General features: G+C 42.3%; 13 protein-coding genes. 12 read left to right on the forward strand and 1 reads right to left on the reverse strand.

From position 1 onward, the window contains the following. Positions 1–26 precede the first annotated feature (26 nt). From MB09_RS00910 to queG, 9 genes are all read left to right on the forward strand, one after another. On the forward strand, positions 27–3,095 hold the full coding sequence (locus MB09_RS00910; protein WP_045078981.1) for a TAT-variant-translocated molybdopterin oxidoreductase: 3,069 nt from the start codon (positions 27–29) through the stop codon (positions 3,093–3,095). Positions 3,096–3,131: 36 nt separating this feature from the next. Next, positions 3,132–4,931 (forward strand): NrfD/PsrC family molybdoenzyme membrane anchor subunit, encoded by a 1,800-nt coding sequence (gene nrfD / locus MB09_RS00915; RefSeq protein WP_084709004.1) that lies wholly within the window; start codon positions 3,132–3,134, stop codon positions 4,929–4,931. A 2-nt stretch (positions 4,932–4,933) separates the two neighbouring features. After that, the gene (locus MB09_RS00920; protein WP_045078982.1) at positions 4,934–5,470 is read left to right on the forward strand and encodes a DUF3341 domain-containing protein; all 537 of its coding nucleotides are present in this window, start codon (positions 4,934–4,936) and stop codon (positions 5,468–5,470) included. Position 5,471: 1 nt separating this feature from the next. Next, positions 5,472–6,131, forward strand: coding sequence for a c-type cytochrome (locus tag MB09_RS00925; RefSeq protein ID WP_045078983.1), 660 nt, complete (start codon positions 5,472–5,474; stop codon positions 6,129–6,131). Between the two features lie 27 nt (positions 6,132–6,158). Continuing rightward, positions 6,159–7,523 carry a hypothetical protein gene (locus MB09_RS00930; protein ID WP_045078984.1) on the forward strand — a complete coding sequence of 455 codons (1,365 nt, stop codon included), beginning with the start codon at positions 6,159–6,161 and terminating at the stop codon, positions 7,521–7,523. 28 nt (positions 7,524–7,551) lie between these two features. Beyond that, positions 7,552–8,613: a cytochrome c oxidase subunit II gene (locus MB09_RS00935; RefSeq protein ID WP_045078985.1), complete on the forward strand. Its 1,062-nt coding sequence runs from the start codon at positions 7,552–7,554 to the stop codon at positions 8,611–8,613. Positions 8,614–8,633: 20 nt separating this feature from the next. Next, positions 8,634–10,463: a cytochrome c oxidase subunit I gene (locus MB09_RS00940; protein ID WP_045078986.1), complete on the forward strand. Its 1,830-nt coding sequence runs from the start codon at positions 8,634–8,636 to the stop codon at positions 10,461–10,463. A 229-nt stretch (positions 10,464–10,692) separates the two neighbouring features. Then, complete coding sequence (gene ruvB, locus MB09_RS00945) at positions 10,693–11,715, forward strand: Holliday junction branch migration DNA helicase RuvB (RefSeq protein ID WP_045078987.1); 1,023 nt, start codon at positions 10,693–10,695, stop codon at positions 11,713–11,715. Between the two features lie 45 nt (positions 11,716–11,760). Beyond that, positions 11,761–12,687, forward strand: a complete 927-nt coding sequence (gene queG, locus MB09_RS00950) for a tRNA epoxyqueuosine(34) reductase QueG (protein ID WP_045078988.1) — start codon at positions 11,761–11,763, stop codon at positions 12,685–12,687. Between the two features lie 39 nt (positions 12,688–12,726). On the opposite strand, the gene MB09_RS00955 is transcribed toward queG, so the two are convergent. Continuing rightward, the gene (locus tag MB09_RS00955; protein WP_240484790.1) at positions 12,727–14,604 is read right to left on the reverse strand and encodes a BamA/TamA family outer membrane protein; all 1,878 of its coding nucleotides are present in this window, start codon (positions 14,602–14,604) and stop codon (positions 12,727–12,729) included. Positions 14,605–14,796: 192 nt separating this feature from the next. Here MB09_RS00955 and MB09_RS00960 point away from each other — a divergent pair, with 192 nt between their 5' ends. The 3 genes from MB09_RS00960 to sov all read left to right on the forward strand — a co-directional run bounded on the left by MB09_RS00960 (position 14,797) and on the right by sov (position 24,996). Continuing rightward, the gene (locus MB09_RS00960; protein WP_045078990.1) at positions 14,797–17,091 is read left to right on the forward strand and encodes an NADP-dependent malic enzyme; all 2,295 of its coding nucleotides are present in this window, start codon (positions 14,797–14,799) and stop codon (positions 17,089–17,091) included. Between the two features lie 96 nt (positions 17,092–17,187). After that, entirely contained in the window at positions 17,188–17,769 is a 582-nt protein-coding gene (gene ruvA, locus MB09_RS00965) for a Holliday junction branch migration protein RuvA (RefSeq protein WP_045078991.1), read from the forward strand. A gap of 3 nt (positions 17,770–17,772) precedes the next feature. Continuing rightward, positions 17,773–24,996: a T9SS outer membrane translocon Sov/SprA gene (sov, locus tag MB09_RS00970; RefSeq protein ID WP_045078992.1), complete on the forward strand. Its 7,224-nt coding sequence runs from the start codon at positions 17,773–17,775 to the stop codon at positions 24,994–24,996. Positions 24,997–24,999: the final 3 nt, after the last annotated feature.

Below are 24,999 nucleotides of genomic sequence, written 5' to 3' on the forward strand. Positions count from 1 at the left end.
TTTAAAGGAAAATTACACATAGCAATATGGCATCAAACAAGAAATACTGGAAAAGTGTTGAAGAGCTGAAAGAAGACAGCGCAATTGTGAAGGCGCTACAGGACAATGAGTTTGTAACCGAAATACCTACGGACGAATTCCTTGGCGATAAAAAAACATTGGAATCTTCCTCAACTACGCGTCGTGATTTCTTAAAATACGTGGGCTTTACTACGGCAGCCGCTACTTTGGCCGCCTGTGAGGGCCCGGTGGTGAAGTCTATTCCATACGTTGTGCAGCCCGATGAAATCGTTCCTGGTGTGGCAAATTATTATGCATCCACAATGGCCGATGGGTTCGATTTTGCCAATGTTCTGGTGAAAACTCGCGAAGGACGTCCCATTAAAATAGAAAGAAATGATTTAGCCGTGAACGGCGGAGGAAGCGCAAACGCACGCGTGCACGCTTCCATCCTTTCCTTATACGATAAAAATAGATTGGTGGGGCCGATGCTAGACGGCGCTGCGGTTACTTGGCCTGAATTTGATACGGCCGTGGCGCAGAAAATGAACGATATGGCGGGGAAAGACATTGTCCTTCTTACCCAGACTTTTGCCAGTCCTTCTACTTCCAAATTAATTTCAGAATTTACAGCCAAATATCCAAACGTTCGCCACGTAGTTTATGATTCAGTATCTTGCTCAGGCGCTTTGGATGCTTTTCAAAATAAATATGGAACCAGAGCACTACCCGATTACGATTTTTCAAAAGCCGAAGTAATCGTATCCGTGGGTGCAGATTTTCTCGGAGATTGGCAAGGTGGAAGTTACAGCAAAGGATACGCACAAGGCAGAATTCCGAAGAATGGAAAGATGTCTCGACACATTCAATTTGAGGCCAATTTAACACTAACGGGCGGAAAGGCAGACAAGCGAGTGCCAGCCACCCCAACGCAACAAGTACAAATTCTCAAGGCACTTACCGGTGGAAGCGCCTCGGGATTGCCAGCAAATATTGCCGATGCCGTAGATAAGGCAAAAGCACAACTTCAAAAAGCTGGAAGCAAGGCGCTTTTGGTAACTAATTTACCGGATGTTGCCTCGCAGACATTAGCATTGAACTTTAATGCCAATAGCGAAGCGATTGACGTAAACAAGCCGTTACTTATAAGACAAGCCAGTAACAGCGAAGTGATGAACGTAGTAAATGGCGTAGTTTCCGGCACGGTTAAAGGTTTAATTACTGTTGGCGTAGATCCTGCCTATTCTTTGCCAAATACAAAAGAATTTAATGAAGCCTATCAGAAGCTCGAAATGAGCCTGGCTTTTGCAATGAGACTGGATGCAACCGCCTCTATGGCAAAAATGGTTGCCGCGACTCCGCACTATCTAGAATCTTGGGGTGATGCGCAAATAAAAAAGGGAACCTATAGTCTTACCCAGCCAACCATCCGTCCACTTTTCAATACACGACAGTTTCAGGATTGTCTTTTGCAGTGGACAGGAAATTCACAGAAATACTACGATTATCTAAAGGAAACTTGGACGACCTCAATTTTATCAGGCGGTTCTTGGAGCCAAGCCCTTCATGATGGCTTTATTGCCAGCAATGCTGAAGTGAAGATGGAGGAAGTAAACCCAACGATGGAAGGTGCTGGCGTTATGGAAGAAGCCACTTCTAATGGAGCTCTTTCATTTAGTATGCAAGAAGGTGGTTATGACCTTACTTTATACACATCAACCGGTCTGGGAGATGGGCAGCAGGCTAACAACCCCTGGTTGCAAGAATTTCCAGATCCAATAACTAGGGCCTCTTGGGATAATTACCTTACTGTTTCGGCAGCCGATGCCGAGGCTTTGGATCTCGTAAATGAGCACGTTTCAAACGGTGCCCTGAACGGAAGTTACGTTAATGTGAAATCTGGTAATATTGTAATTGAAAACGTTCCCGTAATCATTCAGCCTGGACAAGCCAAAGGTTCTGTTGGTCTGGCGCTCGGTTATGGTAAAACCGCTGCTATCCAAGAAGAAATGCAGACGGGGGTGAACGCTTTCCCATTATATCAGAATTTCTCCAATATTCAAAAAGTATCAATTGAGAAAGCTAGCGGTATGCACGAGTTTGCTTGCGTACAGTTGCAAAGCACTATGGCCGGCCGTAGTGAGGATATTATCAAGGAAACCACTCTTGAAATTTTCAATACAAAGGATAAATCGCTGTGGAATTCCATTCCCGTGACGGATTACGATCACAGTCCTATTTCGGTCCGTGATAAAAAAGCTGATATTTGGAGCCCCTTTGAGGATACGGTGGGCCATCACTTTAATCTTTCCATCGATTTGAATGCCTGTACCGGATGTGGTGCCTGTGTTATTGCTTGTCACGCTGAAAACAATGTTCCCGTGGTGGGTAAAGAAGAAGTGAGAAAATTCCGCGATATGCACTGGTTGCGTATTGACAGGTATTATTCTGCTGGAGATACTTTCAAGGAAGAAATTGAAACTCTTGAAAACCTACCTGCCTTCGATACCTATAAGGTAGTTGAAGTTCCGGCTTATGAGAATCCTCAGGTGGCATTTCAACCTGTAATGTGCCAGCACTGTAATCACGCCCCGTGTGAAACCGTTTGTCCAGTTGCGGCAACATCACATGGTCGTCAAGGGCAGAACCAGATGGCATACAACCGTTGTGTGGGTACGCGCTATTGTGCGAACAACTGTCCATATAAGGTTCGTCGATTCAACTGGTTCTTATATGCTGAGAACGATGAGTTTGATTACAATATGAATAACGATCTAGGACGCATGGTTCTTAACCCAGATGTGAACGTTCGCTCTCGCGGAGTTATGGAAAAATGTTCGCTTTGTATCCAAATGACCCAAAAAACCATTCTGGACGCTAAGCGCGAAGGAAGACCGGTAAAGGACGGCGAATTTCAAACTGCCTGTTCAAATGCCTGTGAAACTGGCGCGCTCGTATTCGGGGATGTAAATGATAAAGAATCTGAAGTGTTAAAGTTGAAGGATAACGACCGTATGTACCATTTGTTGGAAAACGTGGGTACTAAACCGAATGTTTTCTATCAGGCTATCATCAAAAACACTTCCGAAGCATAAAAAATTAATAAAAAACCAATTATTTAAGAATTAAATATGTCGTCACACTACGAAGCACCTATAAGAGAGCCTTTGGTTCTGGGAGAGAAGTCCTATCATGACATCAGTGTAGATGTTGGGGCACCCGTTCTGGGAAAGGCCAATAAATCTTGGTGGATTGTTTTTACCATTGCCCTAATAGCATTTTTATGGGGATTGGGTTGTATCATTTATACAGTCGCCACCGGTATCGGGGTTTGGGGATTGAACAAGACCATTGGTTGGGCTTGGGATATTACAAACTTTGTTTGGTGGGTAGGTATTGGTCACGCCGGAACTCTTATTTCAGCGGTGCTCTTGCTTTTCCGTCAAAAATGGAGAATGGCCGTTAACCGTTCTGCGGAGGCCATGACTATTTTTGCCGTGGTACAGGCCGGTCTGTTTCCTATCATTCACATGGGCCGTCCGTGGTTGGCCTATTGGGTACTTCCCATACCTAACCAATTTGGATCGCTCTGGGTGAACTTCAACTCGCCATTGCTCTGGGACGTATTTGCTATTTCAACGTATCTTTCGGTATCACTTGTATTCTGGTGGACAGGATTGCTTCCTGATTTTGCTATGATTCGCGACCGGACTACCAGCCCATTTCAGAAAAAAATATACGGCATTCTAAGTTTTGGATGGAGTGGTCGTGTAAAAGACTGGCAACGTTTTGAAGAAGTCTCACTTGTTTTGGCAGGTTTGGCAACGCCGCTGGTACTTTCAGTACACACTATTGTATCGTTTGACTTTGCTACTTCAGTAGTTCCAGGATGGCACAGTACAATTTATCCACCGTACTTTGTTGCGGGTGCAATTTTCTCTGGATTTGCGATGGTACAGACGCTCTTGATCATTATGCGGAAAGTTTCAAATCTTGAAGCATATATCACCATTCTCCATATTGAATATATGAACAAGGTAATCCTTCTTACAGGTGGTATTGTAACTACAGCATATATTATTGAATATTTTATTGCCTGGTACTCTGGTGTGCCGTATGAAAACTACGCTTATCTATCGTTTGGGGCTGCTACAGGTCCATACTGGTGGGCATTCTGGGCTCTTATAACCTGTAACCTTATTGTGCCGCTAACCCTTTGGGTGAAAAAATTAAGAAGAAATATTGTCTGGACCTTTATTGTCGCATTAATCATTAATATTGGTATGTGGTTCGAACGTTTTGACATTATTGTTATCGATTTGAGTAAGGACAGATTGACCTCTACTTGGGCGATGTTTCAACCCACTTTTGTTGACATCGGTACATTTATAGGAACTATCGGCTTTTTCTTCGTGCTGTTTCTTCTTTACGCCCGTACCTTCCCAGTGATTGCTCAGGCAGAAGTAAAAACAATTTTGAAATCATCCGGAGAGTCTTTTAAAAGATTGCGAGCCGTGCACGGCGATGACCACAGCCACGTGCAGACTGTAGAGTCTTATCCAGCTGATGCGGGACCTTCCGCGAATGTGGAGGATAAGAATTTTGACTCTGCATTCAATGAATTGGATGAGGATTCTGAAAATAATGAAGTAGATTATGAGGCCAATAAAGGAAAAATTGACCAGCTTCTCAATGGTGTAGGAACCTTTGATCCATCTATCCAAACCCAGGATGACCTTAAGAAAATTAACGGGGTGGGGCCAGTAATGGAACAAAAACTTCACCAAATTGGTATATTCACTTTTGAACAAGTAAGCAGAATGACCGACCGTGAATACGATTTATTGGACGAGATAATTAGTGAATTCCCTGGTAGGGCCAAACGAGATGATTGGGCTGGACAGGCACTAATTTTAAAAAACAAGAACTAATTATGGCTTCTAAAAAGATACACGCAATTTATACTGACGACGACCTGTTGATGCAAGCCGTTAAACAGACGCGCGCCGCAAATTATCACATCTCTGAGGTTTTCACGCCATTTCCCGTACACGGTTTAGACCATGCTGTGGGATTGGCACCAACCCGACTTGCGATAACTTCCTTTTTGTACGGTCTTACGGGATTGACAGTTGCAGTTTTGATGATGAATTATATAATGATTGAAGACTGGCCCCAGAATATTGGAGGAAAGCCAAGCTTTACCTTTTATCAAAATATGCCGGCGTTTATTCCTATTATGTTTGAGCTTACCGTATTTTTTGCGGCTCACTTGATGGTTATAACTTTTTATATGCGAAGTAAACTTTGGCCATTTAAAAAGGCGGAGAATCCAGACCTACGAACCACAGACGATCATTTTCTAATGGAAATTGATGCCGAAAACCACGACGTTGAAAAACTTACAAAGTTTTTGTATGACACGGGTGCGTCGGAAATTAGTCTAATTGAAAACGAGCAAGACCATTAATATGAGAACATTTAAAAACATAGGAATAGCCATTATTGCCTCGGCAACCTTGGTTTCTTGTTTTAACGATAAAAAACCGAACTATCAGTACTTTCCCAATATGTACGAACCGGTGAGTTATGAAACTTATGGTGCATATCCCGTATTTCCAGATGAACAGGAAGCAATGGTTCCACCAGATAATACTGTGCCGCGCGGTTATACACCTTACGATTATGAAAATAGTACAGCAGGTTTAGAACGTGCAAAAGCGGAGTTGAATAGCCCATATGAAGTAACAGAGGAGAACCTGGCTACTGGAGCGCAACTATATACGCTATATTGCGCAGTATGTCACGGCGATAAGGGTGATGGAAAGGGTATTTTGGTGACAAGGGAAAAGTTCTTGGGAATACCTAGTTATGCCGATGCCGGCCGTAACATTACAATGGGGGGAACTTATCATGTGGAGACTTACGGTCTAAATGCCATGGGTTCTTACGCTTCGCAAGTAAATGAGAAGGAACGCTGGCAGATTGCTATGCATGTTATGAATCTTAAGGCCTCTTTGAAAGGTGAGCCTGGAATTTTGGAAACCGCAACCGCGGCGAAAGATTCAACGAATGTTTCCGAAGAAAAAAATATGGACGCAGTTACAGCCTCCGAAGTTGAAAAAAAGTAAGAAAATTAAAGAGAATAGCTAAAAGATATGTACACGCTACCTAGTAAATTAAAACTGTTTTCTATCATTATTATGGTTCTTGGACTTGTGGGAATAGCCTATGGTTTTCTTACTGCTCCAAAAACCGTGGAAGACGTTAAGGAAATTATGGCTAAACAGGATGCCCATCATGGCGAAGGGCATGCGGCTGAGGAACACACCGCTAACTTTGTGGATGTTGCCCGCGGCGAAGAAGGCTATTCTGAGGCCGCCATGGAACACGCCACTGATTTAAAACCTGAAGGTCACGGCGTAGCTTCGCACGAAGAGCACGTGTTGCATCAATTGCAAACGAGACCTTGGTCGGCAACATTTGTTGCGGCATTCTTCTTTATGATGATTGCACTGGGGGTATTGGTTTTCTACGCAATTCAATATGCGTCACAAGCAGGATGGTCTCCAGTATTGTATAGGATAATGGAAGGTATTACTTCCTATTTGTTGCCTGGTTCTGTTATTGTATTTTTAATTGTAGTATTTGCGGGATCACACTTTTTCCCGTGGCAGAATGAAGAATTGGTTGCTAGCGATAAAATTCTTCAAGGCAAATCGGGGTATCTTAATTTTCCCTTCTTTGTAATCCGTGGTGTTATCTATTTATTGGGTTGGAACTTGTACCGCCATTTTTCTAGAAAATACTCCTTGGCACAAGCTGAAGCCAACAATTACGACCCATACCGTAAGAACTTCAAGATAGCAGTATTTTTTCTGATATTCTTCATTGTTACCGAAGCTACGATGTCTTGGGATTGGTTTATGTCTATGACACCACACTGGTACAGCACTCTATTTCCTTGGTATGTGTTCTCGAGCATTTTCGTGTCGGCAATTACGGTTATTGCTTTGGTGACCATATACTTAAAGAGCCTTGGGCTTATCCCTTTTGTAAGCGATAAACACTTACACGATTTGGCTAAATATATGTTTGCATTCAGTATATTCTGGACCTATTTATGGTTCAGCCAGTTTATGCTTATATGGTATGCTAACATTCCAGAAGAGGTAACTTACTTTATAATAAGAATCCAAGAATACAAATTGTTGTTTTTCGGAATGCTTATCCTTAATTTTGTATTTCCTATTCTTGTTTTGATGAATAGCGATTATAAGAGAATACCTTGGTTTGTAGTTATTGCCGCAGTCTTTATTCTGATAGGACACTATATAGATATTTTCTTGTTGGTAATGCCGTCAACTGTAGGCCACAACTGGTATTTTGGTATTCCAGAGATTGCAGCATTGTTGTTCTTTTTGGGGCTATTTATTTTTGTTGTAGGCACCGGTCTTGGCAAAGTATCATTAAGACCGAAAAATGATCCATTTATCAAAGAAAGTGAAAACTACCATTTTTAATCATTTAGTTTAAAGAAGATATTAAAAGATGACCGCATTTTTAGTTATAATAGTAATCCTACTTTTTGGAATCTCTGTTTGGCAAATGAACAGGATATTTCAACTGGCAAAGACCAAACCGTTACACCATCCCGATATCGCTACCGATAAGGACAATAACCAGCAGGGTTATTTAATGATGGGCTTTTTGGCATTTATCTATATTTTGACCATTGTATCTTTCTGGTTATGGTATGATACCCTATTGCCTGAATCGGGTTCTGAGCACGGTTCCAAAATAGATAACCTAATGTTGATTTCCATGATAATTATTTTCTTCGTGGGAATCGTTACACAGGCCATTCTTCATTATTTTGCCTTTATTTATCGTGGCAATAAAGTGGAGAGAGCTACTTTTTATGCAGATAATGATAAGCTTGAATTTATTTGGACAATCATTCCAGTAATTGTGCTTGCCGGTCTTATTATCTATGGTCTTTTCACTTGGACTGATATTATGAACGTAGATAAGGATGACGATCCGCTTATCGTAGAGCTTTATGCCCAACAATTTAACTGGAAGGCGCGCTATGGTGGAAACGATAACACCTTAGGAGAAGCCAACGTTCGGTTAATTGAAGGCGTGAACCAGCTAGGGGTGGATCCAGCAGATCCCAACGGGCAGGATGATAAAATAGTTACAGAACTACACTTGCCAGTGGGTAGAAAGGTGCTGATAAAAATGCGTTCGCAAGATGTACTTCACTCGGCATATATGCCGCACTTTAGGGCCCAGATGAATTGCGTTCCTGGTATGATTACCCAATTTGCATTTACACCAACGATTACTACCGCCGATATGAGAATGAATGACCACATTGTGGAGAAGGTGGCCAATATTAATAATATTAGAAAAGATAAAAGTGAAGCACTTATTGCAAACGGTGAAGAAGCTTTGGAACCTTACGAATTTGACTATGTTCTTTTGTGTAATAAAATTTGTGGTATAAGCCATTACAATATGCAAATGAAAATAATAGTAGAATCAGAAGAAGATTATAAGGCTTGGTTGGCAGAGCAACCAACACTTGCAGAACAACTCTCAAAATAATAATATTAGCTTAAATAGATATGTCAGCACACGCACAGGTCCACGCAGTAGAAGATCATCACGATGATCACGGGCATCATCATAAACAAACCTTTATAACTAAATATATATTTAGTACAGATCATAAAATGATCTCTAAACAATATATGATAACCGGTATTTTTATGGGTGTCATAGGTATTTTGATGTCCTTATTTTTCAGGTTGCAATTGGCTTGGCCTGACCATAAGTTTACAATATTTGAAATTTTCTTGGGCAAGTGGGGAACGGATGGAGTAATGGATCCCAGTGTTTATTTAGCATTGGTAACCATTCACGGTACCATCATGGTTTTCTTTGTTTTGACGGCTGGACTGAGTGGAACGTTCAGTAACCTTTTGATTCCCTTGCAAATAGGTGCGCGTGATATGGCCTCAGGATTTCTGAATATGGTTTCATATTGGTTATTCTTTATTTCGAGTTTTATTATGCTGTGCTCCCTGTTTGTAGAGGCAGGACCTGCATCTGCAGGTTGGACTATTTATCCGCCACTTAGTGCCTTACCGCAGGCCATACCAGGATCTGGGGCAGGGATGACACTTTGGTTGATTTCTTTGGCCATTTTCATCGCATCATCCTTATTGGGTTCACTTAACTTTATAGTTACAGTTATAAACCTTCGAACCAAGGGAATGTCAATGACCAGGCTACCGCTTACAATTTGGGCATTCTTTATTACCGCAATGATAGGTCTTGTATCCTTTCCGGTTCTATTTTCTGCAGCTTTGATGCTGATAATGGATAGAAGTTTCGGCACATCCTTTTTCTTATCAGATATCTATATAGCGGGTGAGGTATTACATCACCAAGGCGGTTCGCCGGTTCTTTTTGAACACTTGTTCTGGTTTCTTGGACACCCAGAGGTATATATCGTGATTCTCCCGGCAATGGGAATCGTTTCAGAAATTATGGCAACCAACTCTCGAAAACCTATTTTTGGTTATCGAGCCATGGTAGCATCACTATTGGCGATTGCCTTTTTGTCAACTATCGTTTGGGGTCACCACATGTTTATTTCAGGAATGAATCCATTTTTGGGCTCTGTATTTACTTTTACAACCCTGCTGATCGCTATTCCTTCCGCTGTAAAATCTTTTAACTGGATTACAACTTTGTGGCGTGGTAAACTGCAAATGAACGTGGCTATGCTATGGTGCATTGCTTTCGTTTCCACCTTTATAACAGGAGGATTAACAGGAATTATTATGGGAGACAGCGCCTTGGATATCAATATTCACGATACTTATTTCATCGTAGCTCACTTCCACTTGGTTATGGGTATTTCTGCAGCCTACGGATTTTTAGCAGGAGTTTATCATTGGTTCCCCAAAATGTTTGAGGGAAGAATGATGAATAAGAAATTGGGCTATATACATTTTTGGGTAACGGCCATTGGAGCCTATGGAATTTTCTTCCCAATGCACTTTGTGGGCTTAGCTGGTCTTCCCCGTAGATATTATAGCAATACAAGTTTTCCGTATTTCGATGACTTAGCGGACATCAACGTGGTGATGACTGTTTTTGCGATAATTACAATCGCGGTGCAGGTAGTTTTCCTATACAACTTTATCCACTCTATGTTCTATGGAAAAATGGGTCCAAAAAACCCTTGGAATGCAACCACTCTAGAATGGACTACAGAATTAAAGCACATCCACGGAAACTGGGACGGTCCAATTCCACATGTATATCGTTGGGCTTACGATTATAGTAAACTGAATAAGGATGAAACTGATTTCGTTATTGCGGGTCAGGATTTTATTCCGCAGAATGTTCCGTTACAAGCCAATGAAGATGAACTGGATCATTAGCCTTTTTCAATATACAAACTTTAAAAACCCTTTCGCTTTCGAAGGGGTTTTTTAATACGTATAGATTGCGTAGTACTACGTAGTGGTAATTAAAGCCGTTTGCCGTATCTTTACACTTGAGTTAATAATATGTAGGAAGTGAGGAATCTACTATTTATTTCAAAAGCCATACTGAAAAGTATGGCTTTGTTTTTTAAAACGTCTTCCAAAGGATTACTATATTTGTGGAATGAACGAACACCTCGATCCAACCGGAGAAAATCTCTCGCCACAGGAACTTGATATTGAGAAAAAACTGCGCCCCCTTAGTTTTGAAGACTTTACCGGGCAGGATCAGGCCTTGGAAAACCTTCAGATTTTTGTCCAGGCTGCAAACCTACGCAGCGAGGCGCTGGACCATACACTTTTCCACGGACCACCCGGCTTAGGGAAAACAACCCTTGCATACATTCTCGCCAATGAACTGAATGTAAATATTCGCGTTACCTCAGGTCCGGTTTTGGACAAACCCGGGGATCTTGCAGGACTGCTTACCAACCTTGAAGAACGCGATGTCTTATTTATTGATGAAATCCATCGTTTAAGCCCTATTGTTGAAGAATATCTTTACTCTGCAATGGAAGATTACAAAATTGACATTATGATTGAATCCGGGCCCAATGCCCGTTCGGTCCAGATCAACCTAAATCCTTTCACGCTTATTGGGGCTACTACAAGGTCCGGTTTATTGACGGCTCCCATGCGCGCCCGGTTTGGTATTTCTTCAAGATTGCAATATTACACCACAGAATTGCTCACAACTATTTTACAGCGTAGTGCCGGAATTCTGCAAGTGCCCATTACAATGGAATCGGCAATCGAAATTGCAGGCAGAAGCCGTGGCACCCCGCGTATTGCCAATGCGCTTTTACGCAGAATCCGCGACTTTGCCCAGATAAAAGGAAATGGTAAAATTGACGTGGAAATCGCAAAATTTGGATTGGACGCCCTGCATGTGGACGCGCACGGTTTGGATGAAATGGACAACAGAATTCTTAAAACAATCATCGAAAAATTCAAAGGGGGTCCCGTGGGAATCACCACAATTGCAACCGCGGTTTCCGAAAGTCCCGAAACTATCGAAGAAGTGTACGAGCCATTTTTGATACAACAGGGTTTCATCATGCGTACGCCCCGTGGCCGGGAGGTTACCGAAGCCGCATACAAACACCTCGGGAAATTGAAAGGCCCAACGCAGGGCGGTCTTTTCTGAAATTATATCGGTCTGGGCATATTTAAGGCCAACCAACTTCTAAAGGTGAATAATCTATCCAAAAATACAAACCTTATAAAAGCCGAAGCCAAACGCCTCGGGTTTTTGTCCTGCGGCATCAGCAAAGCGGAATTTCTGGAAGAAGAAGCCCCGCGACTTGAAACTTGGCTCAACAAAAACATGAACGGCGAAATGACCTATATGGAAAACTATTTCGACAAACGGCTGGACCCAACAGTGTTGGTGCCCGATTCCAAAAGTGTCATTTCTTTATTGCTGAATTATTTTCCTTTGGAAACGCAGCCTTCGGACACCTATAAAATTTCAAAATACGCTTACGGTACCGATTACCATTTCGTCATAAAAGACAAATTGAAGCAATTGATGCAATTTATTTCCGAAGAGATTGGCGAAGTCCATGGCCGTGCCTTTGTAGATTCGGCACCGGTCTTGGACAAGGCGTGGGCTGCAAAGAGCGGTTTGGGCTGGATTGGAAAGCACAGCAATCTGCTCACAAAACAATTGGGCTCGTTCTATTTTATTGCGGAATTGATCGTCGATCTCGATCTGGAGTACGACACGCCCGTAACAGACCACTGCGGCAGCTGCACCGCCTGTATTGACGCTTGCCCCACAAATGCGATCGTTGCGGACAGAGTTGTGGACGGCAGTAAATGCATTTCCTATTTTACGATTGAATTGAAAAACGAAATCCCAACTTCGCAAAAGGGAAACTTTGAGGATTGGATGTTCGGCTGCGATATTTGTCAGGATGTTTGCCCGTGGAACCGATTTAGCAAGCCGCATAGTGAACCTCTTTTTAACCCTCACCCCGAGCTTCTGTCCATGACTAAAAAGGATTGGGAAGAAATCACCGAAGAGGTTTTTCAGCAATTATTCAAAAAAAGCGCAGTAAAGCGCACGAAGTTTTCCGGACTCAAACGAAATATTGAATTTCTGAAAAAACAATAATCTTTTTTTTCCCTTACTTTGGAGAGGTCGGGGGAGGCCTTACTGATAAACAACGGTGTGCGGTTTACCAATCTGAAAATTGGGAAACCCAAAATCGTCATTTTCAAAAGCATTCGTTTTCAAAATGTTCTTTCCCTGTCCCGGAATTTCTGGGTAGTACGCAAAGGATAGCTGAAAGGAGCTGAACACCAAATAATCGTTCCGGATAACCCAGCCCAAGCCAAAAGAGGAGTAAATATGGTTGCTTCCAAAACGTTTGTATTTGTCAGAAAGCATGCCGGCAGAGATATTCACAAAGGGATTGAAGCGAAACCCCAAGAAATCCCAAGGAGAATAAAACTGGGTCTGCAGGGCGATTACGTATTTTGCAACGCCTGTGGTCCTCCCGTCAAAACCGTGAATGTTTCCGTTTCGTCGGTCAAAATATAAGTTGCCGTAAACGCCGTTGAAATCAGGATTTTCATTAAGGCTCAATCTATCGGCGACGGAATTCAACCTGTTGAACCCCAATACAATCTGTGGTTTTATGAATTGCCGCATTTTCCATTTGTCGCCCAAGGAAACTAAATGTGAAAAATAATTGGCCCGAAAACTGAAAGTTGCCTGCTCGCTTTTGGACTCGTTGAAAAAACTTCCCAATTCAAAATTCAGGCCCAGAAACCCCCATTTGTAGTAATTTCCGTAAGCCGCTTTTGCCCCAAGATACAACCGGTCCGTTTGGTTTTTATGTTGAATTCCGCCGGTAATGGAATAGATGGTTCCCACCGGAACGTCCTCGACAATGCCGTCGTTAAAAATATAGCTGTCCTCAACAAACTGCCGGGAGGCAATGCCGATGCTTCCCAACAAAAAGGTTTCGTCAGAAAAAAACCGGATGCTGTCATATTCAATACTCGGTAAGCTTTTATAATCCACCAGCAGGGCCCGCGCACTCACAATGAGGTTCGTGGTGCGCTCCCTTTCAGAATTTCCCTTAAAAATACGGAAGGAATGGCCGCCCCAATAATCCTGTGCAATAAATTTGAAATTTTGATTGACAAACGCAAGCGTATCATTTTGAAGGGCTCTTGCCAAATAGCGTTCCTGCAAAAATACACCGCCTGCCCCACGGGTTAACGGCGAAAAGAATACTCTGTCGATGGATATTGCCTTCTCGTAAAAACCGTCATAGTCGATCGTATAGCGTCCCCCGGCACTCACGAAGGTATTTTTGAAATTGGGAATCATATAGCTCGCCTCAAAAGCGTCGCTTCCGTCCTCAATTCTTTTTGAATATCCCACCCGAAACTGATGCCCGGTGCCAATGAAGTTGCGCTCCCTCAGCTGAAGCTTGGTTTGTGAACTTGAAATTTCGGCTTTGGGAATGATGCTCCACGAGTCCAAAACAGTAACGGTTACATCTACAGAATCTTTACTTTCGGATACAAACTCTGGCACAATCCTAACCTTCCTAATATAATTTTGCGACCGTAACAATCGCGCCGATTCAGCTAGAAGCAGGGTGTCCAAGGGTTTATTTTTCTTAAGCAGCAAAAAATTTCGGATTGCCATTTTTGTCGATTTTACGTGTATGCCATTGCCGGTTTTTTCAAGCCAGCTATTGGCAACCTCGGTGCTGTCCGCAAACGAAAAACCGAAAGGATCCTTGGTTTCAATTATAATATTCCGAATAATTCTGCCCTCAAATTGTTGGTAGGTCGGTTTCTTTCTTTCCTTTTTGGGCTGTCTTTTGGATTTATTGGCAGTGGGTCGAAAAATCCATCGATGTATCATTTTCGTGAATTTTCTTTTTTCGGAATAGGTTTTAATTTTTTTATATAATTGCGTACTGTCCTGCACGGCGTTCCTGTCCTGGGCTGAAAGCCTTGGGCAGGATAACATCACAAATAATAGAACGAGACAGCAAACTGGTTTCAATTTTTCTTTTTTTTAAGCAATTCCTTCTCAAATGTATTGAAACCTATTTGGATTTTATTGGGGAAGTTTCCTAATTTTTTCCGGCAATCAAATCCTCAATTTATATTTTCGATTCTTTCAAAACACGTACCTTTGGATTTTACTTTTCGAATGCGCTAATTCGGAGGGATCCCATAAATAAGCAAAAGAATTATGAGCAAACAGAGCAGACGCAGAGAAGCCCTATTATACCACGCCAAGCCAAAGCCAGGCAAAATACAGGTAGTGCCAACCAAAAGTTATTCTACCCAAAGAGACCTGTCCCTGGCCTATTCCCCTGGGGTTGCGGAGCCGTGTCTTGAAATTGAAAAGGATAAAGCCAATGTGTATAAATACACCAATAAAAGTAATCTCGTTGCGGTAATTTCAAACGGAACGGCAGTGCTGGGATTGGGAAACATCGGTCCCGAAGCATCCAAACCCGTTATGGAAGGAAAGGCATTGCTTTTCAAAATATTTGCGGATATTGACGTTTTCGATATTGAAATAGATACCGAAAACATTGATGAATTTATTGCAACCGTAAAAAATATAGCGCCAACTTTTGGCGGAATAAACCTAGAAGATATAAAAGCTCCCGAAGCCTTTGAAATAGAAAAGAGACTAAAAGAAGAACTTGATATTCCCGTGATGCACGACGACCAGCATGGTACGGCCATCATCTCTGCGGCTGCATTATTGAACGCTCTTGAACTAACGGAAAAGAAAATTGAGGAGGTTCAAATTGTTATCAGCGGGGCTGGGGCGGCAGCGGTTTCCTGTACCCGGCTTTACAAAGCATTTGGAGCTAAAAGTGAGAATATTGTTATGCTGGACAGTAAGGGTGTAATCCGTAAAGATCGCGAAAGTCTTTCCGACGAGAAGGCGGAGTTTGCCTCCCACAGAAAAATAGACACCTTGGAAGAGGCGATGAAAAACGCCGATGTTTTTGTGGGACTTTCCGTTAAAGATATTGTCACTCCCAAAATGCTGGAAAGCATGGCGCCAAACCCCATTGTATTTGCCATGGCCAATCCCGATCCGGAGATAGAATATGATCTGGCCATAAAAACCCGAAAGGATATCATCATGGCCACGGGCAGAAGCGACCATCCCAATCAAGTGAACAATGTACTCGGATTTCCTTTTATTTTCCGGGGTGCGCTGGACGTGCGCGCCACAAAAATAAATGAAGCCATGAAAATGGCAGCTGTAAAAGCCTTGGCAGATCTTGCCAAGGAGCCAGTTCCAGAACAGGTGAATATAGCCTACGGCGAAACCAAGCTTACTTTTGGAAAAGATTATATTATTCCGAAACCTTTCGATCCGCGGCTTATTGCCACCGTTCCACCCGCCGTGGCCAAGGCAGCTATGGAAAGCGGCGTGGCCACGACGGAAATTACCGATTGGGAAAAATATCAGGATGAACTTTACGAGCGCATGGGTAGCGATAATAAGATTATCCGACTGTTGCTGAACCGCGCCAAGCTGGATCCAAAGCGTATCGTTTTTGCCGAAGCCGATCATTTGGACGTTTTAAAGGCGGCGCAAATTGTTTTTGAAGAAGGGATTGGCATCCCGGTTCTTTTGGGAAGGAAAGATATTATTCTTGAACTGATGGAGCAGATAGATTTTGATGCAGATCTTGAAATTATCGATCCTAAAAATGATGAAAATTCTGATAAACTTCAATACTACGCCCAAAAACTTTGGGAAAAGAGAAGAAGAAGTGGCATCTCGCTCTATACCGCGGAAAAATTGATTCGCGAACGAAACTATTTTGCGGGAATGATGCTAAATGAGGGCGATGTGGATTGTATGATTTCCGGGTATGCCCGTTCCTATCCGTCAGTAGTAGTTCCCGTGTTTGAGACTATTGGTAGATTTGAAGGAGTTACCAAGGTGGCCACCACCAATGTTATGCTTACCAAGCGGGGTCCTTTGTTTATTTCAGACACTTCAATAAATATTGATCCTACGGCCAAAGAGCTCGCCAAGATTGCCCAAATGACCAATTATACTATGAAAATGTTTGGGCTGCAGCCAGTAATCGCTATGATTTCGTATGCGAACTTTGGTTCTTCAAAAGATCCACATGCTACCAAGGTTCGCGAGGCTGTGGAATTGATTCATAAAAGTAATCCAGATATGATTTTGGATGGGGAACTTCAGGCAGATTTCGCATTAAACCCTGAAATGCTTCAAAAGAAATTTCCGTTTTCGAAATTGGCGGGCAAGAAGGTAAACGCACTTATTTTTCCCAATCTAGATTCTGCAAACAGCAATTATAAATTATTGAAGGAGCTGAACGGCGTGGAATCCATTGGCCCCATTATGTTGGGAATGCGCAAGCCTGTACACATCTTGCAGTTGGGTGCCAGTGTAGAGGAAATGGTAAATATGGCGGCCGTAGCGGTAGTGGATGCGCAACAGAAAGAGAAGCGCGCGCGGGAGCAGAAAAATAGGTAATTCCGAAGATGCGCTGGCGCTAATATTTTCACAAAAACCCCACTGGCTGTTGCAAATAATTATACTATATTTGAGCCTTTAAGTTTTCGTTAACACATGATAACCCATATACAGGGCAGACTGGTTGAAAAAAACCCGACCGACGTAGTGATAGATTGCAATGGGATAGGGTACTTAATCAATATTTCCCTTCACACATTTTCTGACCTACCCACAAGTGAAAATGTTAAGCTGTTTACCCATTTGCTGGTTCGGGAAGATGCCCATACGCTTTATGGTTTTTCCAGTGTAGCGGAACGTGAAATTTTTAGATTGTTGATTAGTGTCTCTGGAGTAGGAGCAAGTATCGCACGCACTATGTTATCGTCTCTGGCCCCAGAACAGGTGCTGGATGCCATTGCTCAGAACGACATTGCGACAATTCAATCGGTAAAAGGAATAGGAGCCAAGACTGCGCAACGCGTGATTTTGGATTTAAAAGATAAGATTTTAAAAGTATACGGTTTGTCGTCTATTTCTACCAGCTCAAGCAATACGAACAAAAATGAAGCGTTATCTGCTTTGGAGACGTTGGGCTTTGTTCGCAAACAGTCTGAGAAAGTAGTGGATGCCATAGTAAAGGAAAATCCGCAGGCTTCGGTAGAAATGATTATTAAACAAGCTTTAAAAAATTTGTAAAATTTGAAGGCAAAAAATTACGTTTACAAGAGTGGCTTTTTTAAGCTTTTAGCAATTATAATTTTCGTATTGTTCAGCAATGTCTCGCTGGCGCAGGACTCCACAGCCGTTGGGAATGAAATGGGTAGAATGGACCTTCCCACTCCCGTCAGTATCCAGGACCTTTATACTTACGACCCCATAACCGACAGGTATATCTATACCCAAACCTTGGGCAGTTTCAATATTACCTACCCCATAATTCTTACCCCTCAGGAGTATCAGCTACTTATCCAGGAGGAGCAGATGAAAGCCTACTTCAAGGAGAAAATCGATGCCGCCGATGGTAGAAAGGCAGGTTCTGATGAACAACAAAAGAACCTGTTGCCAACCTTTTATGTGAATTCAAACTTTTTTGAATCCATTTTTGGGGGAAACACTATTGAAGTAATACCGCAAGGTTCCGTTGAAATGGATCTTGGATTGCTTTATACCAAACAAGACAATCCACAATATTCACCGCGAAACCGAAGTAATTTCTCCTTTGACTTTGACCAAAGAATAAGTTTAAGTCTTTTGGCTAAAGTTGGGACCAGACTTCAGGTTACCGCAAATTACGATACTGAAAGCACCTTCGATTTCCAAAACCAGATAAAGTTGGAATATACCCCAACGGAGGATGACATCATTCAAAAAATTGAGGTGGGTAATGTGAGCATGCCACTAAATAGTTCGTTGATTCAAGGGGCGCAAAGCCTTTTTGGAGTTAAGACGCAACTTCAGTTCGGAAAAACAACCATTACTGGGGTTTTCTCAGAACAAAAATCGGAAACACGTACCGTTACCGCTGAAGGAGGTGCAACCATTACCGATTTTGAACTCTTTGCTTTAGATTACGATGAAAGCCGCCACTTCTTCTTGGCACATTACTTTCGCGATAATTACGACCGTGCCCTTAAGCAGTATCCATTCATAAACAGTAATGTTCAAATTACGCGAATGGAGGTTTGGGTAACCAACAAAACCAGCCGTACCGAAAACGTTCGAAACATTGTGGCCTTGCAGGATATAGGGGAATCGGACCCGATGAATATAGGCTTAACAACACCTCCCGGAGGTTTCATCAGATCGGGTAGAAATGCATACCCAGATAACACGAACAACCTCTTCAATCCTTTTGGCATCAACGGGGGAGAGCCATCTTTGCTAAACCCGTTAATTAGAGATGTGGCCAGCGTGCGCCAAGGCTTTACGGGGGTGCAAGTAAATGAGGGAGTAGATTATGTAACCCTTGAGAATGCCCGAAGGCTGGACCCGGGGGAATATTCATTAAATTCCCAATTAGGTTACATCTCCTTGAACCAACGATTGACAAATGACGAAGTTCTTGCTGTTTCCTATCAGTTTACCGTGAACGGAAAGGTGTATCAGGTAGGTGAATTTTCCAATGATGGTGTTGAAGCCAATGGAGGAACCGTACCCGGAAATGGCGGTACCAATCCTCCCGGGGAAGAAACAGGCCTCGCGCAAAATCTGGTTGTAAAGCTTCTTAAGAGCAGTATTACCAATGTCAATGAGCCAATTTGGGATTTGATGATGAAAAACATCTATCCGATAGGTGCCTATCAGCTCGAGAAGGAAGATTTTAAACTGAACATTCTCTATACCGACCCTTCCCCATTGAACTATTTAACAGAGGCCGGAGCAGAGCTTCCGCCAGATGTAAAGGATGAAATTCTGTTGAAAGTTTTCAATTTAGATCGATTGAATTTTAACAACGATCCCCAACAGGGCGGCGACGGTTTCTTTGATTTTCTTCCGGGGATTACCGTGGATGCACAAAATGGTAGGATTATTTTTACAACGGTTGAACCTTTTGGGGAACATTTATTTGAAAAGCTGGATCTTCCAAGTACATCGGCTACCTATTCCATGCCTTCTACTTATAATCCAAACCAGGCCAAGTACGTGTTTAGAACGCTTTATACCGGCACCAAGACACAGGCAGAACAGTTAGAGAGTGAAAAGAATAAATTTCAGTTAAAGGGAAGTTATAAATCTACTGGAGCCGATGGTATTCCCATTGGAGCTTTCAATATTCCGCAAGGTTCCGTTACCGTAACCGCCGGCGGAAGAACCTTGGTGGAAGGTGTGGACTATACCGTAAACTATCAATTGGGACGAGTACAGATTTTAGACCCTTCGTTGTTGAATAGCAATATCCCGATTTCGGTGAGTACGGAAAACAATTCACTTTTTGGGCAGCAAAGCAAGCGTTTTACAGGATTGAATGTCGAGCATAAATTCAGTGATAAATTTTTGATAGGCGCTACCTATTTGAACCTTAACGAACGCCCGCTTACGCAAAAATCCTCCTATGGTGTGGAGCCCATAAACAATTCTATTTATGGCATTAACTTAAATTATTCCACTGAAGTGCCTTTCCTTACCCGATTGGTAAATAAACTTCCAAATATTGATACCGATGTGGAATCGAATATTTCGTTACGTGGGGAATTCGCCTATTTAAAACCCGGTGCCCCGAAAGTTTCAGATTTCGATGGCAAAACCACGGTATATGTGGATGACTTTGAAGCTTCACAAACCGGAAACGATATAAGTTCTCCCTCAAGTTGGTTCCTTTCAAGTACGCCTGTTGGTTTTGGTGGTGAATTGGCAAATGATAATTTAGCCTATAATTACAATAGGGCGAAACTTGCTTGGTACACAATTGATCCAATATTTTACAGTAGTCAGCGTCCGGAAGGGATTAACGACGAAGATCTTTCTTCACCTTTTACCCGTCGTGTTTTTAGGGATGAAATTTTCCCCAACCAAGACATCATTCAAGGACAGACACAAGCCTTATTTACATTAGACTTAGCATATTATCCATCCACTCGTGGTGAGTATAATTATAATCCTGCTGCGGCCGGAACCAATACGCTCCCCAATCCTCAAGATAGATTTGGCGGAATTATGAGACCTCTTACCACCACCGACTTTGAGCAGTCTAACGTAGAATATATCCAGTTTTGGATAATGGACCCGTTCATATATGATGAGAACAGCGGAAACCCCGGAGGAAACATTAATTTTAACTTGGGTAGTATTTCTGAGGATGTTTTAAAAGACGGAAGAAAACAATACGAAAATGGCTTGCCGGAAGATGGAGGTACTAACAATACCACTGCCACCACTTGGGGTAAAGTGCCAACCAATCAATCCTTGGTTTATACTTTTGATACTGAAGGCCAACAGCGAATAAATCAGGATATCGGTTTGGATGGGCTTGATAACGCTGCCGAGGCGGCCAATTATGGCGCTTTTGGAGGTCTGCCAGATCCTGCAAATGACGATTATCAATATTTCCTTCAGGCCGAAGGAAATATATTGGATCGCTACTTAAAATACAACGGAACCCAAGGCAATTCCCCAGTAGAAGTTACCAACACCAACCGAGGAAGCACCGCACAGCCGGATGTTGAGGATATCAATCGTGACAATACCATGAACACGATTGACAGTTATTTTGAATATAATGTGCCTGTATTCCCGGGTATGGGACGTGAAAACAACAGCTACATTTCAGATGTAAAAGAACTGGAGGTAACTACTCAGAACAATGAGGTTATACCGGTGCGTTGGGTGCAATTTAAGGTTCCAATAAACAATCCAGACCAAGCCGTCAATGGAATCTCAGATTACAGATCCATCCGGTTTATGCGAATGTTCCTTTCCCAATTTTCGGAGAATACCGTGTTGCGTTTCGGTACTTTAGAATTGGTTCGCGGAGATTATAGAAAATTTCAAAAAACATTGGACGAGGTAACCCTCGAAGATCCTTCAAATGACAACACTCTTTTTGAGGTGGAAGCTGTAAGTATCGAGGAAAATGAGAACCGCCAGCCCATTCCTTATAGACTTCCTCCCGGGCTTGTACGCGAGGAGTTGAACAACAACAATAATATTATTCGTGAAAATGAACAATCATTGGCCTTGCGCGTGTGCGGTTTGGAACCCAATGATGGACGTGCCGTCTATAAAAACTTTAGTGTGGACATGCGCCAGTACAAAAATCTGGAAATGTTTATCCACGCGGAATCCTTACAAAATGAAACAGCCTTAGGAGATGGACAATTAGTGGCATTCATGCGTTTGGGGAATGACCTTACCAACAATTATTATGAAGTCCAGATTCCGTTGAATCCAACCAATTTTGGAGCTACAAGCGCGGAGGAAATTTGGCCGGTTGCAAACAGGCTTAACTTACCATTGGAGTTATTGCAGCAAGTGAAAACCCGAACTCCCTTAAATTCAACCGAAGTGGTTTACTATACACAGTCAGAACTGGAAGGTGGCCTGTCTGGTGGAGAAAATGAACTTACAATTGGTATAAAGGGAAATCCAAGCTTTGGAAATGTTAGAACCATTATGCTTGGTGTAAAGAACAGTACAACAAATGATTTGTGCGGTGAAGTATGGTTCAACGAGCTTAGAATGTCTGAACTTAAGAATGAAGGCGGATGGGCTGCCGTGGTTAGTATGGACGCGAACCTTGCCGATTTCGCTACAATCAGTGCTACAGGTAAAAGAAGTACCGTAGGTTTTGGTTCCATAGAACAGGGGCCTAATCAGAGAAGTCGAGAGGATCTTCAGCAATATGATGTTGTTACAAATGTAAATCTGGGCCAGTTGCTTCCTAAGAAGTGGGGAATTCAGTTGCCGTTCAATTACGGGCGTGGGGAAGAACTCATAACTCCGCAATACGACCCCGAATTTCAGGATATCGAGCTCGACACCCGACTTGATAATACGGAAGATCAAGCTGAAAAAGATAGAATAAAGGAACAAGCCGTAGATTATACAAAACGGCAGAGCGTAAACTTTATTGGGGTGCGTAAAGAAAGAACTGGTGACGGCAAACCACAGGTATATGACGTGGAGAACTTCACAGGTTCCTTCTCCTATAATCAAACCGACCATCACGACTTTGAGGTTGAAGATGCCTTGGAGCAGAATGTTCGGGTGGGCGCTACCTATAATTATAATTTTACAGCGAAGCCCGTGGAGCCTTTCAAAAAGAACGATTCGTTGTTTACTGGTAAATATTGGAGATTTTTAAAGGATTTCAACTTTAATTACCTGCCTACAAATATTTCCGTGAGTTCAAACATTACCCGGCAATACAATGAGCAAAAATTCAGGGAAATAAACTTGTTGCCAGGCAATATTGGTCTGCCTACCCTTTACCAGCGCAATTATCTTTTTGACTGGCAATATACCATCAATCATAATTTAACGAAATCCCTGCGCTTCAATTTTACTTCTACAAATAATAGAATTGTAAATAATTATTTGGACGATAATGGTTTTATAAATAATGATATCGGTGTCTGGGACGGATTCTTTGACGTTGGTAACCCTAACCAGCATTTCCAGTCGTTACAGGTGAATTATGATTTGCCTTTCAGCAAATTCCCGTTCCTTAAATTCCTGAGAGCAACATATTCCTATACCGGAGATTATCAATGGCAGCGAGGAAGTGAACAGTTCAATGAAATTGAAATTGAGTTGAGCGACGGAAGCCGAAACGTTTACAATCTTGGAAATTCTATCCAGAATGCAAGCACGCATCAAATTAATTCCAGTCTGGATATGAACGGTTTTTATCGTTATATAGGCCTTACCAAAATTAAGAAAAGCAAACCCAGAAAAAATGCAGGTGAAGCAGGCGACGGTGGAGGTGGAGATGAAAAAACCTCTGGCGAAGAAGGTAAAGCCGGTAGAGAAAGTAGAATTAAAGAGGAAAGGAACAATGCACTTTCCAATAGCAAAAGCGGCTCTCCAAGTGTTTTGGGTCGCGGTGCCGAAGAAGCGGGAAGTTTGAATGCCGGCGACAAAGCCATTAATTCGTTAATTGGTCTTGCCACGATGCTCAAAAAAGTACAGTTCAATTACCAAGAAAACAATGGTATTTATTTGCCGGGTTATTTGCCATCCATAGGTTTTATTGGAACATTGAAGCCTTCTACCGGTTTCGTGTTTGGAAGCCAAGCTGATGTTCGGGAACTTGCCGCGCGCAAAGGGTGGTTAACACTCTATCCGGAGTTCAACGAGCAATATACCGAGGTGGAGAGTCGTCAAATGGATATTCAGGCTAATCTGGAACCTATAAATGATTTGACAGTGGATGTAAACGGAAGCAGAATTTATTCTGAAAACTATGCCGAAAATTACATTGTCCAGAATGATTTATACCAATCATTAACCCCCACTACCTTCGGAAACTTTAATATTTCAACGGTACTAATAAAAACGGCCTTCGGTGCGAGCGATGAAAATGGTTCCGCAGCCTTTGACGATTTCAGAACAAATAGAATTACCATTGCAAACCGTTTGGCACAAGAGCACTATCAAGGCAGACCAATTCCAAGAGATACTTTGGGATACCCTATCGGTTTCGGTAGAAACAGCCAGGACGTATTGCTACCGGCATTTCTTGCCGCCTATAAAGGCAGTAACGCCTCCAACGAAAAAACGGGTATTTTCAGGGATATCCCGCTACCAAATTGGGATATTAAGTATACCGGTTTAATGAATATTCCTTGGTTCAAGAAAAATTTCAAACGTTTTTCATTGACACACGGCTACCGTGCAGGATATACCGTAAACCAATTCCAATCTAATCTGGATTATGACCCCAATAACACTGAGGCCGTGGATCAGGCAGGTAACTTTAAGGTGAAAACCTTGCTCACAAACGTTAACTTAACGGAACAGTTCTCTCCGCTACTGCGTGTGGATTTTGAAATGAATAATTCGGTAAAAATTTTGGCAGAAATGCGTAAGGACCGCGCACTCTCCTTAAGTTTTGCGAACAATCTACTGACTGAAATAAAAGGAAACGAGTATATCATTGGCTTAGGATACAGAATAAAGGATTTGCGTATTGCCACTAACTTTGGCGGAAAAAAGTCTGTTATAACTAGCGATCTGAATTTTAAAGTAGATCTTTCCAGAAGAGACAACATAACGATTATACGGTATTTAGATATTCTGAATAATCAGACCACTGCGGGGCAAACTATATATGGGGCACAACTGTCTATTGATTATGCGCTGAGCAAAAACTTAACAGCCCTGTTCTATTACGACCATACCTTCTCTGAATATGCTATTTCAACGGCGTTTCCACAAACTACTATTAGAAGTGGATTTACGTTGCGTTATAATTTCGGAAACTAAACA

The sequence above is a fragment of the Aequorivita vladivostokensis genome (assembly GCF_000952855.1).
GTDB classification, from domain to species: Bacteria; Bacteroidota; Bacteroidia; order Flavobacteriales; family Flavobacteriaceae; genus Aequorivita; species Aequorivita vladivostokensis.